Annotated in this window: 8 protein-coding genes and 1 pseudogene; all 9 read right to left on the reverse strand. The window is 41.1% G+C overall.

Annotated elements, in window-relative coordinates:
• Nucleotides 1–49: 49 nt before the first annotated feature.
• Nucleotides 50–544, reverse strand: a complete 495-nt coding sequence (locus Q5W13_RS14475) for an IS1096 element passenger TnpR family protein (RefSeq protein ID WP_155594383.1) — start codon at nucleotides 542–544, stop codon at nucleotides 50–52.
• Nucleotides 545–571: 27 nt separating this feature from the next.
• Nucleotides 572–1,606: a COX15/CtaA family protein gene (locus Q5W13_RS14480; RefSeq protein WP_304443477.1), complete on the reverse strand. Its 1,035-nt coding sequence runs from the start codon at nucleotides 1,604–1,606 to the stop codon at nucleotides 572–574.
• A gap of 81 nt (nucleotides 1,607–1,687) precedes the next feature.
• The gene (locus Q5W13_RS14485) at nucleotides 1,688–3,496 is read right to left on the reverse strand and encodes an OmpA family protein (RefSeq protein WP_304443478.1); all 1,809 of its coding nucleotides are present in this window, start codon (nucleotides 3,494–3,496) and stop codon (nucleotides 1,688–1,690) included.
• Between the two features lie 120 nt (nucleotides 3,497–3,616).
• Nucleotides 3,617–4,558: a PorP/SprF family type IX secretion system membrane protein gene (locus Q5W13_RS14490; protein ID WP_304443479.1), complete on the reverse strand. Its 942-nt coding sequence runs from the start codon at nucleotides 4,556–4,558 to the stop codon at nucleotides 3,617–3,619.
• Nucleotides 4,559–4,573: 15 nt separating this feature from the next.
• Nucleotides 4,574–4,762, reverse strand: coding sequence for a T9SS type B sorting domain-containing protein (locus Q5W13_RS25140; RefSeq protein ID WP_368662260.1), 189 nt, complete (start codon nucleotides 4,760–4,762; stop codon nucleotides 4,574–4,576).
• The gene (locus tag Q5W13_RS14495) at nucleotides 4,675–7,650 is read right to left on the reverse strand and encodes a hypothetical protein (RefSeq protein WP_304443480.1); all 2,976 of its coding nucleotides are present in this window, start codon (nucleotides 7,648–7,650) and stop codon (nucleotides 4,675–4,677) included. The genes Q5W13_RS25140 and Q5W13_RS14495 overlap by 88 nt, the downstream gene beginning before the upstream one ends.
• Nucleotides 7,651–7,730: 80 nt before the next feature.
• Nucleotides 7,731–11,153, reverse strand: coding sequence for a beta strand repeat-containing protein (locus Q5W13_RS14500; RefSeq protein ID WP_304443481.1), 3,423 nt, complete (start codon nucleotides 11,151–11,153; stop codon nucleotides 7,731–7,733).
• Nucleotides 11,154–11,493: 340 nt separating this feature from the next.
• Nucleotides 11,494–12,431, reverse strand: a pseudogene (locus Q5W13_RS14505) (PorP/SprF family type IX secretion system membrane protein).
• A gap of 265 nt (nucleotides 12,432–12,696) precedes the next feature.
• On the reverse strand, nucleotides 12,697–14,112 hold the full coding sequence (locus Q5W13_RS14510; RefSeq protein ID WP_438364164.1) for a CCA tRNA nucleotidyltransferase: 1,416 nt from the start codon (nucleotides 14,110–14,112) through the stop codon (nucleotides 12,697–12,699).
• Between the last annotated feature and the right edge of the window lie 49 nt (nucleotides 14,113–14,161).

Here is a 14,161-nt window from a genome sequence, read left to right on the forward strand (position 1 = left end):
ATTTTTTTTGATGTTCGATTTGCTAAAAAATGCAGGGATCTAGAGTGGATTAGTTCCAGTTTTCGTCAAAATCAAGGTCGTCATAATTATCAAAGGTGTCGTCAAAATCATAAGCTGGTTTTGACTCAAAATTCTTTTCCGGTGGTGTTTCCGGAAGCTCTCCAAAACTGAATAATACGTTAGGATATGATATACCAGATTCAGGTTCAACCTTATCGGCAAGTTCTACAAAGAACGTCCACATGCTTAAGAAATCATAGACATAGATAAGCTTAGGGCTATCCTCTGTCATAACATCTTCTAAGAAAGTTTCGTTCATCAACTTAACATCAGAACCATTATCACTCATGTCAAAAAGTGCGATTTCCTCATCTTGAATCCACTCTTCATCACAGGTATAAAAAGAAGCCATTTCGTTACCTAGAAATCCAAAAGATTGAGCAATAGCGTTGTGAAACTCCTCCATAGAAGTGCCTGACTCTATCTCAAGGTCTCTGAATATATCTTCCTTGGCATCTAAGATGATACGTATTTTGTAAATCATAACCGCAATTTTTAAGGGTTGACAAAGTTACAAAGATTTATAGCTTCTTTTGGCACTTATAGCTTCTAAAAGCAAATAAAACTGGACTCCAAAAAGCAAGCTGGCCAATACCAGATGTATAGGTTGCGAAGTAAATGGAAAATGAAAGTAATACATGGCAACACCGGACATGGCTTCTATAAATAAGAAAAACAGGACCCAATTAATTTTTGGAAAATTGAGCTTATACTTATAAATACGCTGTGCTAAAAAGATGTTCAATAATACAATGACTATAGAAAATGAGCGATGTACATAAAATTGCCAACCTGCATCTGATAGCCATAGGTTTTTAGCGACATCGCCTAAAATATCCATTCGGTCATCTACAAATTGTCTAACTTGAGTACCCAGAATAACTTGAACTAAGGTCATGAAAAGCACAAAGGATAAAAGCGGAACAATGTCCTTATAGGTCTTCACCTTTTTGGTTGTAGCTTTGGTTATATGTATAATGTAAAGAAGGAAAGCCACAATAACCAATGCCATTACCATATGAACAGTGATTTTTACAGGCTCTAAAAGGGAATAGACAACGGTTGCCCCTAACCAAGCCTGAAAGCCCATGCCAAATACTACCAGCCAAGATAAAATAGTTATCGTTTTGTTAGTTTTAAACAGGCGAATAGACATGATAGCTAGGACTAGAGTGGCCAAGCCAGCCAGGGCTCCAAATAGACGGTTAATGTATTCTATCCAAGTGTGTGCTGCGTTAAACTGCGCATAATCGTGCTTGGTATAGGTTTCCCACTTATCTTTATCAAAGGTGGCACTGGTTTTAAAACTTTCGGAAGCAACTTGAAGGGTTTCATCTACAATAATTATTTGGCCTTTCTTAATATCGGTATCTGGCTTCCATTGTAGTTCAGAAATTTCTGTTGGAGGAATATAGTGGCCAAAGCATTTAGGCCAATCTGGGCAGCCCATTCCGCTACCTGTGGCACGTACTACGGCACCGGCAACAATAACGAGGTATACGAGTACCAAAGCAACTTTAGCAACCTTTCTAAAATTTTTCTGCATAGCTGAATTTCCTTTATGCAAAAATAAGGCTCCTTGAAGAATTTTAGTGCTTCATATGGTATTTCTTGGAGGGGAAATAGGTTATTTTTCGATCACGATGAATTCTGAACGTCTATTCAATTGGTGTTCGCTTTCCGAACAACGAACGCCATTGGCGCATCGGTTCAATAATTGAGTTTCTCCATAACCTTTTCCTGAAATTCGTGACGGGTCTATACCTTTGGATGTGATGTATTGTACCGTTCTCATGGCACGTCTTCTGGATAGCCATACATTGTATTGGTCTCCTTCTCGGCTATCGGTATGTGAGCCTACGGCTATTTTAATATCCGGTCTTTTACTCATGTAATCAACCACCTTATTTAGTTCAGGATATGCACTTTTATTAATGTAAGAGCTATTCAGGTCAAAGTAGATAGGGGTAAGTTTTAAAACCTTGACCAAGTCGGAACCAACGTCAACAACCTTGGTAGATTGCTCTAACTCCAAACGCGTATCCTTAATTTGTTTTTTGTCGCTGGTGGTTAGCATAAAGAGCGTTCCTACTTCGTAACCTTCTTTTTTGCCTGACAGTTGATATTGTTTTTCTTGACAAGGTATTCGGATAGTATAAGAACCATCTGAAGCTGTTACGGTTTCTGCTAATTTTTGACCATCATAATCAAGTGCTTCCACTATGGTTTCTGCTAAGGGTTTCTCAGAATCTTTATCATAGGCATTACCCTCAATAAAAGTAAAGCAGTCAGAATCACTTCGTTTTAATCCGTAGATATCGTCACTGCCTTTTCCGCCTTTTCGGTTTGAAGCAAAATAGCCAATTTCATCTGATGCATCCATCACCAAAGAAAAATCGTCTTCGGAACTATTGATAGGGCTTCCCAAGTTGGTAGGCTTGTTTTCTTTATTCAGGTCTATTTTAAAAATATCAAGACCGCCAAGGCCGGGATGACCGTTAGAAGCAAAATATAAGATATTAGAACTCGAAATAAAAGGAAAGGTTTCTTTTCCTTCTGTATTAATAAGCGCTCCCATATTTACAGGCTCTCCAAAGGTTCCGTCGGATAAAACGGTAACAACATAAATATCAGATGCACCTTTCCCTCCGGGCATGTCTGATGCAAAATAGAGTTTGGTGCCATCACTACTTAAAGAAGGATGAGCAACCGAATAATTGGTGTCATTAAAAGGAAGGTCTTCTGGTTCTCCCCAAGAATCACCGTTCTTAAAAGCTCTATAAATTTTTAGTCTACTAATCCCATTTTTATCTCTTTTAAATGATTTTTTTGAGAAGTTATTTCTTGTAAAATAAACGGTTTCTCCATCTTTGGAAAAAGAGGTAGAGGATTCATTGGCTTTACTATTCAAAATCTCTGATAACAAAGAAAGCTTACCCGTTTTGCCTTCTTCTGATATTTCAGATTGATATAGGTTGAGGTAGGGCAGTTTGCTGTATTTCTGTAAATCAAGATCTCTAGAAGTTGTGAATACTAGGTTTCCTGCAAGATACGAAGGTGCAAAATCTGATTCCGGGGAATTGATGTCGCTGAGGTTCTCAATAATATATTGCTCCTTAGGAATCTGTATCTCTTTTAAGTAATCTGGGTTATTGGTAAAAAGGTTGGCGCGTGTATCGTTATTCTTTATTTTCTTAAACTTTTCCATCCATAGATTAGACTCATCATACCTCTTTATGGATTTAAGAGCTAGGGCATAACGGTAGAGGTAGTCGGGAGATACCGCTACTTCATCATTTTCTAAAAGTTTCTCGTACCAGAATGTAGCAACATCGTAGTTGGCACTATGGTAATTGGCATTGCCTAATTTTTTATGGATTGTAGTCTCATCATATCCTTTTTCAAGTAGAGAAGGGTAGGATTCAATATCCTGCATGTAGGCGTAATGGTCAAAATTATCAGCTTCTGCTTTCTTTTTTTCCTTGTGAAAAACAGCTAGAACCCCAAGTGGTCAAAAAGAGTAGAACTAGCAGATATGTGGGCTTTATGCTCATTTCTAAAAGAATCTAGGGGTTAAATCAATTTTGTTATTCTTGATAAATTCGTACCTAAGAAATATTTCAAAAGAACCATCATTAAATTGCGAACCACCTAATGAAGATATTTCACGGTCATAGGCAAGTCCTAGCATGAATTGCTTGCCCATTTGGAAACCAAATAGCGCACTCATGGCGGCATCCCATCTATAGGCAGCACCCAAGGTGAATTTTTCTTTGATTAAGAAGTTAGCAGAAAGGTCTACCTGAAGGGGAGCCCCAGTAACGGCTTTTATAAGATATGCGGGCTTGAATTTTAAAGATGGATTTAGATCAAAAACATATCCGGAAATCAGATAAAGATTCATGCGTTCAGAAGCTATTACTGAGCCATTATCATCTGGGTTTTGAAAATGTTCGGTTTCTAAAATATTAGGTGCCGAAAGACCAACATAAAATTTATTGGAGTGAAAAAAGTATACTCCGGCTCCCACATTGGGGGTGAATTTTTTGTACAATTCTTTTTCTACAGATGGTGCTAGACTAGCGCTATAATTTCTCAATTTATTAAAATCGATATTCAATAATTGCCCACCAGCAGAGAGACCAAATGAGAGTTCATAATTCTCGGAAGTAGGTACACTGTATGAAAAAGCAACATCAAAATTGGTATTTTGGTTGGTGTTATTTCCAATTTCGTCATGTACGATGGAAAATCCTAATCCCACTGTGTCGTTGTAAGGGCCTTGTATGTTGAAGGTTTGTGTACTAGGGGCTCCATCCATTCCGACCCATTGAGACCGGTGCAGTAGCGAAACACCAAGAACATCTCTAGAACCGGCATAGGCAGGATTCACCGTTAATGTGTTATACATGTATTGGGTGAATTGAGCATCCTGCTGCCCGAAGCTTAATTGCATCGTCAGAAGTAAAAACAAGATTTTTAGTATGGTACTTTTCATGTTTACTTACTCTGTTTAATCTTGTAGATAGAGGTATCCTTCTTTCATTTTATCCTCATCCTTAGCTACATATTTTATTTTATAGAAATAAACACCAGATGGTAATTTTTGGTTTTCTATAATGGTAATTCTTCCTTTTGATAACCCTTCAAAAGCATTATTGTTGTTATCATATTTAGAAGACTCCCAAACCAGAACCCCCATCTATTAAATATCTCTACCTGATGGTCAGGGTATCTATCAATATTAATTATCCTAAAACTTCCGTTTAAAATATCTCCTTGTTTAACAAGGTCCAATTCAATAAATAACTCACAAGAAATATTGTTCGGTGCTGTGCCACCAATAGAATCACAAGGGTCAAGTGGGTCAGTATTATCCATCACTTCTTGGCCATCATTAATAGTATCACCGTCGGTATCAGGATTGGTAGGGTCGGTTCCTCTGTCTATTTCTTGTTCATTTGTCAGGTTGTCCATATCACAGTCCGCATCATTCCAAATTCTACTTGGAGCAAGGGTTTGGCTTTCCAATAGGAAATCGCAATTGTCCAATGGGTCAGTACTATCAGTTACTTCTTGTCCGTCTATTACGCCATCACCATCAGAATCGGGATTCATTGGATCTGTACCCAATAAAGCTTCCTCTTCTTCTGTGAGTTTGTCATTATCACAATCACTGCTGAGTAATGGTTTTCCGCCAATGGAATCGCAGTCGTCAAAAGGATCGGTACCATCTATTATTTCATCGCAGTCTAATATGGTATCACCATCAGAATCTAGACTAGAAACGGTTACCGTAACGGTTGCATTTGAACCGCCTCCACATAGGTTTCCAGGAATACTATAGGTAAATATACCTGCACTGGCTCCTTCAGGATTCGGACTCCACGTACCGTTAGTGTTATCAGTGCCTAAGAGGGAAAAAAGTTCTGCTTCTGTGACAGTGGAACCTGGGCATATGGTGAGCGTTGTATCAGTTCCGGCATTCGGCTGAATTTCTTCATTAACGGTGACGGTCGCTATTGCGTTTGAACATACATTACCTTTTACGGTATAGGTGTAGGTTCCTGCACCAGCCAAAGTAGGTGTCCAATCGCCGCCAGTATCGGGAGTTCCGTTAAGTTCATCAAAGAGTTGTGTTTCTGTTACGATAGTTCCTTTGCAAATTGTCAAAGTTCCGTCCGTTCCTGCATTTGGAATTGGTTGTTCAGATACGATTACTATGGAGGTGTCATCTAAAGTACATGGGGCGATTGCCGATACGGTATAAGTATATGTTCCTGCTCCAGCCATTGTAGGTGTCCATACTCCACCAGAATTTGGTGTACCACCTAGTTCGGTAAATAGCTGTGTTTCGTTTACGGTCTCGCCCGTGCAAATAATCAAACTTCCGTCTGTTCCTGCGTTCGGGGTTGGTTGTTCAGATACGATTACTTCTGAAGTACTATCTACAGTACAAGGCGAAGTTGCAATCACGGTATATGTATACGTCCCTGCGCCTGCCATTGCCGGAGTCCAGCTTCCACCAGAATCTGGTGCTCCACCGAGTTGAGCAAAAAGTTGAGTTTCCGTTACCGTGATTCCTTCGCAAATGGTCAATGTTCCATCCATGCCAGCATTAGGCGCAGCTTCTTCGGTTACAACAACCTCAGAAGTATCATTTCCTTTACATGGCGAAGTTGCTAAAACGGTATAAGTATATGTTCCTGCACCCGCAAGGGTAGGAGTCCAGCTTCCATTAGGGTCTGGTGAGCCTCCAAGTCCCGCAAAAAGCAGCGCTTCTGTAAGTGTATTGCTTTCGCATAGTTGTAATGTTCCGTCTGTACCTGCATTTGGTAGTACCTGCTCTGTAACAATCACTTCTGAAATATCATCAATGGCACAAGGTGAAGTTGCAGTTACGGTATAGGTATATGTTCCAGCTCCAGCCATAACAGGTGACCAGGTTCCTCCTGAATCTGGTGCTCCGCCGAGTTGAGCAAATAGCTGCGTTTCATTTACGGTCTCACCTGCGCATATGGTCAGTGTTCCATCGGTTCCCGCGTTAGGCAATGCCTGTTCGGAGACTACCACCTCTGAAGTATCATCAATGGCACACGGCATAATTGCTGCTATTGTATAAGTGTACGTTCCTGCCCCGGCCATCGTAGGCGTCCATGTTCCACCTGAATCTGGTGTTCCGCCGAGTTGAGCAAATAGCTGTGTTTCGTTTACGTTTTCGCCTGCGCATATGGTCAGTGTTCCATCGGTGCCCGCACTAGGCAATGCCTGTTCGGAGACTACCACCTCTGAAGTATCATCAATGGCACATGGCAAAATTGCAGCTATTGTATAAGTGTACGTTCCAGCACCAGCCATAACCGGAGACCAAGTTCCTCCTGAATCTGGTGTTCCGCCTAGTTGAGCAAACAGCTGAGCTTCGTTTACGGTCTCTCTTTCGCATATGGTCAAGATTCCATCGGTTCCCGCGTTAGGTAATACCTGTTCAGTAACTATCACCTCTGAAGTATCATCAATGACACATGGCGAAATTGCCATTACGGTATAGGTGTATGTTCCTGCGCCTGCCATTGCTGGTAACCATGTTCCCCCTGAGTCAGGAGTGTTACCAAGTTCTGCGAAAAGTTGACTTTCAGTAACAGTTGTGCCTTCACAAATGGTCAAAGAACCATCAGAACCTGCATTCGGATTTACTTGTTCTGTTACCACAACTTCCGAAGTATCATTTGCTGTACATGGCGAAGTTGCCATTACGGTATAGGTGTATGTTCCTGCTCCAGCCATTGTTAGTGACCATGTTCCACCAGAATCGGGTGTTCCACCTAGTTCATTAAATAGTTGTGCTTCAGTAACAGTAGTTCCTTCACAAATGGTCAATGTTCCATCAATACCAGCATTTGCAGTCGGTTCTTCTGTTACGACCACTTCCGAGGTGCCATCTACAGTACATGCAGAAGTCGCTACAACGGTATAGGTGTATGTTCCTGCACCAGCAAGAGTGGGCGTCCAGTTTCCACCAGGATTTGGGGAGCCGCCAAGTTCATCAAATAGTTGTGTTTCGGTAACGGTAGTTCCTTCACATATGGTCAATGTTCCATCGGTACCAGCATTAGGTAATACTTGCTCTGTAACAATAACTTGGGAGGTGTCATCTCCAGTACACGAGGAAGTTACCGTATAGGTATATGTTCCAGAACTCGCAAGGGCAGGTGTCCAACTTCCCCAGGGTCCGGACTTCCACCAAGCTCATTAAAAAGTTGACTTTCTGTTACGATAGTGCCTTCACAAACGGTCAAAGAACCATCGGTACCTGCACTCGGGTTTACTAGTTCTGTTACAACTACTTCTGAGGTATCATTTCCGGTACAAGGCGAAATTGCCGTTACGATATAGGTGTATGTTCCTGCGCCAGCCATTGTTGGAGACCAAGTTCCACCAGAATCGGGTGTTCCACCGAGTTCATTAAAAAGCTGCGTTTCGTTTACTGTTGCACCTTGACATATGGTCAATGTTCCATCGGTACCTGCACTCGGGTTTACTAGTTCTGTTACAACTACTTCTGAGATATCATTTATGGTACAAGGCGAAATTGCCGTTACGGTATAGGTGTATGTTCCTGTACCCGCAAGAGTAGGAGTCCAAGTTCCACCAGAATCAGGTGTTCCACCGAGTTCATTAAAAAGCTGCGTTTCGTTTACTGTTGCACCTTGACATATGGTCAATGTACCATCGGTTCCTGCATTCGGTGTTGCTTGTTCGGAGACGACTACCTCGGAAGTATTATCGACAGTACATGGTAAAGTAGCCGCTACGGTATAGGTATAGGTCCCTGCACCCGCAAGAGTAGGAGTCCAAGTTCCGCCAGAATCGGGTGTACCACCGAGTTCATTAAAAAGCTGCGTTTCCGTTACGGTAGTTCCTGCGCAAATGGTCAAGGTTCCATCGGTTCCAGCATTCGGTGCTGCTTGTTCGGAAACGACTATTTCGGAAGTATTATCGACAGTACATGGCGAAGTAGCCGTTACTGTATAAGTATAGGTCCCTGCACCCGCAAGAGTAGGAGTCCAAGTTCCGCCAGAATCGGGTGTACCACCGAGTTCATTAAAAAGCTGCGTTTCCGTTACGGTAGTTCCTGCGCAAATGGTCAAGGTTCCATCGGTTCCCGCATTCGGAGTTGCTTGTTCGGAAACGACTATTTCGGAAGTACTATCGACAGTACATGGCGAAGTTGCGGTTACGGTATAAGTATAGGTCCCTGCACCCGCAAGAGTAGGAGTCCAAGTACCCCCGGAATCGGGTGTTCCACCGAGTTCATTAAAGAGCTGCGTTTCCGTTACGGTAGTTCCTGCGCAAATGGTCAATGTACCATCGGTTCCCGCATTCGGTGTTGCTTGTTCGGAGACGACTACCTCGGAAGTATTATCGACAGTACATGGCGAAGTTGCCGCTACTGTATAAGTATAGGTCCCTGCACCCGCAAGAATAGGAGACCAAGTTCCCCCGGAATCGGGTGTGCCACCGAGTTCATTAAAAAGCTGAGCTTCTGTTACTGTTGCACCTTGACATATGGTCAATGTTCCATCGGTTCCCGCATTCGGTGCTGCTTGTTCGGAAACGACTACCTCGGAAATACTATCAACGGTACAAGGTAAAGTAGCGGTTACGGTATAGGTGTATGTTCCTGCGCCAGCCATTGTTGGAGACCAAGTTCCCCCGGAATCGGGTGTGCCACCGAGTTCATTAAAAAGCAGAGTTTCTGTTACCGTAGTTCCTGCGCAAATGGTCAAGGTTCCATTGGTTCCCGCATTCGGTGCTGCTTGTTCGGAAACGACTACCTCGGAAGTACTATCAACGGTACACGGTAAAGTTGCCGCTACGGTATAGGTATAAGTTCCTGCACCCGCAAGAATAGGAGTCCAATTTCCCCCGGAATCGGGCGTGCCACCAAGTTCATTAAAGAGCTGCGTTTCTGTTACTGTAGTTCCTGCGCAAATGGTCAATGTTCCATCGGTTCCCGCATTCGGTGCTGCTTGTTCGGATACGATTATTTCCGATGTCGAGTCAGTTGTACACGGAGCTGTTGCCGCTACTGTATAAGTATAGGTCCCTGCACCGGCAAGAGTAGGAGTCCAAGTTCCGCCGGAATCGGGTGTGCCACCGAGTTCGTTAAAAAGCTGCGTTTCTGTTACGGTTGTTCCTGCGCAGATAATTAATGTTCCATCGGTTCCTGCATTCGGTGCCGCGGTTTCCGTAATCGATACTGTTCCATGTTGGGTATATCCTTTACTATCTGTTATACCATAAATAAAGCTATCTGAACCTGTATATCCGAGGGCTGAAGAATAGGTTATATAATCATCAACAGGATTGGACGGGGTTGTGTTATTATTAACTAAAGCAGTTCCAGAGCTAGGTGGACTAACAATAAATATGCTTCCAGATGAAGGTCCGTTTCCTCCAAAATTATCATTTGTGAGCATATAAATATCAACTGTCCCTTCTTCACATATGTCAACTGTATCGTCCTCGGTCGTAGGAAAATAACTTATAGTAGCGTCATCTTCTATATTTCCGTCGGTATCAACACCATTATCAGAAATATCATCTACGTCATCCGTTCCGTATGGACTATCAGCAAGAACACTTATTTGATTAATAACTCCTCCTGTTTCCAATACAGGTGCAGTTATTGAAAAGCTTGCTAAATAGGTTGCTGTTTCAGTAGGAAGGAGTGTGCCTTCAAGCGAGCTTAAAGAGGAACTACTAAAAGTAGGGGAGTTTGTTAAAGTTAGATTGTTTGAATCTATATCGGTAAAAGTATCTGTTAGGTCAATATTATCTAAAGTAACGTTCCCTGTGTTTTCTACGGTTATTGTGTAATCTATAATATCCCCAATACTAACAGGGTCCGAAAAATTTTCAACAACTGTTTTGGTTGCTTCAATTTCAGGTTCTGCAATTACTATATCTGTTAGAATAAACTCTACTTCATCGACGGTTGACCCTAACCCTAGGAGGCTAAGTAAGCCACCTGTTACGTCTACATCCATTTGGATTGACTGAGTTACATTGTTAACACGTAAACTGCCTCCACCTGCTCCGTCACTAACTCCATTACCGCATTCACCCCCGGAACTGGCCAGTAGCGCACTATCGTCAATATTGAAAAGGGTTGATGTAGATTGAAATATAGTTCCATTGGAACTTAGTTCCGACCATGTACCGTTGGTAATGTTGAAATTGCCAGTGGCCGCGCCGCCTCCGAGAATAGGAATTAGTGTGAAAGTACCCACTTTGTCAGCATGTAAAATTGGATTTACAATGTAAACCGGATTATCAGTTACGGCGTCAAAAAAATAAAAACTCAAATTTCCTGAGTTTGATGAACTAGCAGAAACCTCTAAAGAGGGACTTCCAAAAACTGCAGGATCGCTATAGGTTGCAGCACTGGTACAACCCATTGTTTCAGGTCCTGAAATTGATACAGCCCCGGATACGGTACATTGAACGCGAACCAAACCATCATTGGTAACCGACTCCCATACTGTGGATGATACCGATGTCCAATTTGTGGTTTGCTGAGCGTTTGCCACCTGGGCTAATAATACTAAGAGAAATGCCCCGAAAATTTTTTTAAAACGATTCGCCAATTGGGAATGTATTTTATAAAGTCTTTAGAATAGCCGTTTATAGCTATTGTAAAAAAAGACCTACAAAGTTGTGGCGTAAATTTAATTAGGTCACGAGACCTTGCAAACTATATGTTGTATAGTGTAAAAAACTAGATGTATAGACCCCTTAATGTGTAGGATAACTTAGTCGTAAAATTGTTTTTTTGGGTGATTTAGGCCAAACCCGAAATGAAAAAAGGAGAGAACGAGTTTAAACCACCACAAAAAATGGAGTTAGAGCGGGAGTAAAATAGTCTGAAGCTTAAAAGAATCTTGGTGCTATACTTCTTCTGCGACGTGAGCGAAATTCATACCTTAAAATTACTTCAAATGGCCGTCATTGAATCGCGAACCACCAAGTTCAGTAACCTCTCTATCGTAAGCTAACCCTAATAATATTTGGTCTGAAGCTTGAAATCCAAAGAGAGCACTAAGAGCAGCATCCCACCTATAACCGGCTCCTAAAATAAATTTATTTCTGAACATGAAATTAGCTGAAACATCCACCTGTAAAGGGGCTCCATTTACTGCTTTTACCAGTAACGTTGGTTTAAATTGCCATCTTTGATTAAGGTCATAAACATATCCTGTCATCAAATAAAAGTTCATACGTTCCTTTGCTAAAAAAGAAGAACTAGATGCATCACCATCAAAATGCTTGGTTGCCAAGAAATTAGGAACGGATAGACCTACATAAAATCGCTCATTGTAATAGTAAACACCTGCACCAAAGTTAGGAGAAAGCTTGTTATCAATATTAGTTAGACCAGTGCCAGAAGTTTCATCTTGGTAGTTAGCAAGTTTGCTAAAATCTAGGTTCAACACGTGTGCACTAGCCTTTAAACCAAATGCAAGTTTAGCTTCTCTTGAAAGAGGAACGGTATAGGAAAAAACACCATCAAAATAAGTTTCTTGACTTGTTCCGTTTCCTATATCATCATTTACGATAGAAAGACCAACACCTACTCTGTCCGAGACTGGTGTGTGAAAATTAAGTGTTTGTGTTGTTGGGGCACCTTGTACACCAACCCATTGCGAGCGGTGTAATGCCGCTATACTAAAAACACCACGGGAACCTGCATATGCTGGGTTAATGGGCATTGGGTTGTACATGTATTGTGTATACTGGGCATCTTGTTGAGCTCTAAGGCCACCTATTGTAGTAGTGGTAATGAGTGCAATCAGGAGGAATTTTTTCATGACTTTTTAATTGGATAAAAAGGGGGACAATCTTGAATCTGCCTATGTAAAGGTATCTATTTTTATCATTTGTGACTATTCTTATCGTTGACTACCAAAATAAATCGGTACAATTGGTAAATATGTCGTTGATAAATAAAATCACTTGAACGATGCGATTGTCCTTTCATTGTGTCTCAACAGTAAAACGTTAGAAAATGAGGTCTATTGTTAAAATAGCTTGGTATCTTTTTTTGATATAAAGAAGTACCCTAATATGCTGAATTTAGGACGGTGTAAGACCAATTGCTTTTCCTTTTCTTAGCATAAATTCTTTTGCCGCTTCATATTCATTGGGAATTTCTCCTTCTAAAATTGCCTCTTTAATGGCTTCTTTGATAATACCTATTTCTTTTGAAGGTTTTAAGTTGAAAGTTTCCATGATTTCTTCGCCACTTACTGGAGGCTGGAACTTACGAATGCTATCTCGCTCTTCTACTTCAATGATTTTCTGACGAACAACTTTAAAGTTGTTCTTGTATTTTCTCTGTTTTTTTGGATTTTTTGTGGTGATATCTGCCTCACAGAGGGTCATTAAGTCTTCAACATTTTCTCCTGCATCAAAAACTAGACGTCGTACCGCAGAATCTGTAGCATAATCTTCGGAGAGAACAATAGGCCTAGAACTCATTAATACCATTTTCTGAACAAACTTCATCTTATCGTTCAATGGCATTCGGAGTCGCTTAAAAAGCTTGTACACCATTTTGGAACCAACAAATTCATGTCCATGAAATGTCCATCCAATTTTTTTGTGGAATTTTTTAGTCGGTGCTTTACCAATATCGTGCAGTAATGCTGCCCAACGCAACCATAGGTTATCTGTGGTTTCCGAAATGTTATCAACTACTTCTAATGTATGCCAAAAATTATCTTTGTGGCGTTGTCCTTCAATTTCTTCTATACCCTGCAAGGCAACCAACTCTGGTAATATATAAGGCAGAAGGCCCGTTTTATTGAGTAGAGAAAACCCTAAGGAAGGAACACTGCTCTCCAAAATTTTATTTAGTTCATCTACAATACGCTCTTTGGAGATAATTCTAATACGGTCTTTATTATCTGTAATAGCTTGTAAAGAGGCCTCCTCAATCGTGAAATTTAGTTGGGTAGCAAAACGAATGGCGCGCATCATACGCAACGGGTCATCCGAATACGTAATTCCTGGCTCAAGAGGCGTGCGAATAATTTTGTTCTCTAAATCCGAAACACCATCAAAAGGGTCTAGCAGTTCTCCGTAATTACTAGAACTTAGTGATATAGCTAAAGCGTTGATGGTAAAATCGCGTCGGTTTTGGTCGTCTGCCAAAGTTCCATCCTCAACTACCGGTTTCCGACTATCTCTGTGGTAACTTTCCTTACGAGCACCAACAAACTCTAATTCAATATCGTCATGGCGTAACATAGCGGTACCAAAATTTTTAAAAACACTAACTTTCGGTTTTCCCTTGAGTAAAGAGGCTACTTTTTTTGCCAGTTCTATGCCACTTCCAATAGCTACAATGTCTATATCTTTATGTGTTCCTCTTTCTAGCAGGTAATCCCTGACGAACCCACCAATTACATAACAATCTACCCCAAGTTCATCCGCAGCTTGTGAAACGATTTTAAAAATAGGGTTGGAAAGCGCTTGTGTATGGTTCAAAGGTTTAATTTTTAGACTTTAGGTTGTAGATTTTTTTCATTCTATAAAA

The organism is Zobellia laminariae (assembly GCF_030553095.1).
GTDB lineage: Bacteria > Bacteroidota > Bacteroidia > Flavobacteriales > Flavobacteriaceae > Zobellia > Zobellia laminariae.

Coding starts and splice junctions, on each gene's coding strand:
- Q5W13_RS14475 (WP_155594383.1), bottom strand. CDS start 544: ATGATTTACAAAATACGTATCATCTTAGATGCCAAGGAAGATATATTC.
- Q5W13_RS14480 (WP_304443477.1), bottom strand. CDS start 1,606: ATGCAGAAAAATTTTAGAAAGGTTGCTAAAGTTGCTTTGGTACTCGTA.
- Q5W13_RS14485 (WP_304443478.1), bottom strand. CDS start 3,496: ATGCAGGATATTGAATCCTACCCTTCTCTACTTGAAAAAGGATATGAT.
- Q5W13_RS14490 (WP_304443479.1), bottom strand. CDS start 4,558: ATGAAAAGTACCATACTAAAAATCTTGTTTTTACTTCTGACGATGCAA.
- Q5W13_RS25140 (WP_368662260.1), bottom strand. CDS start 4,762: ATGGGGGTTCTGGTTTGGGAGTCTTCTAAATATGATAACAACAATAAT.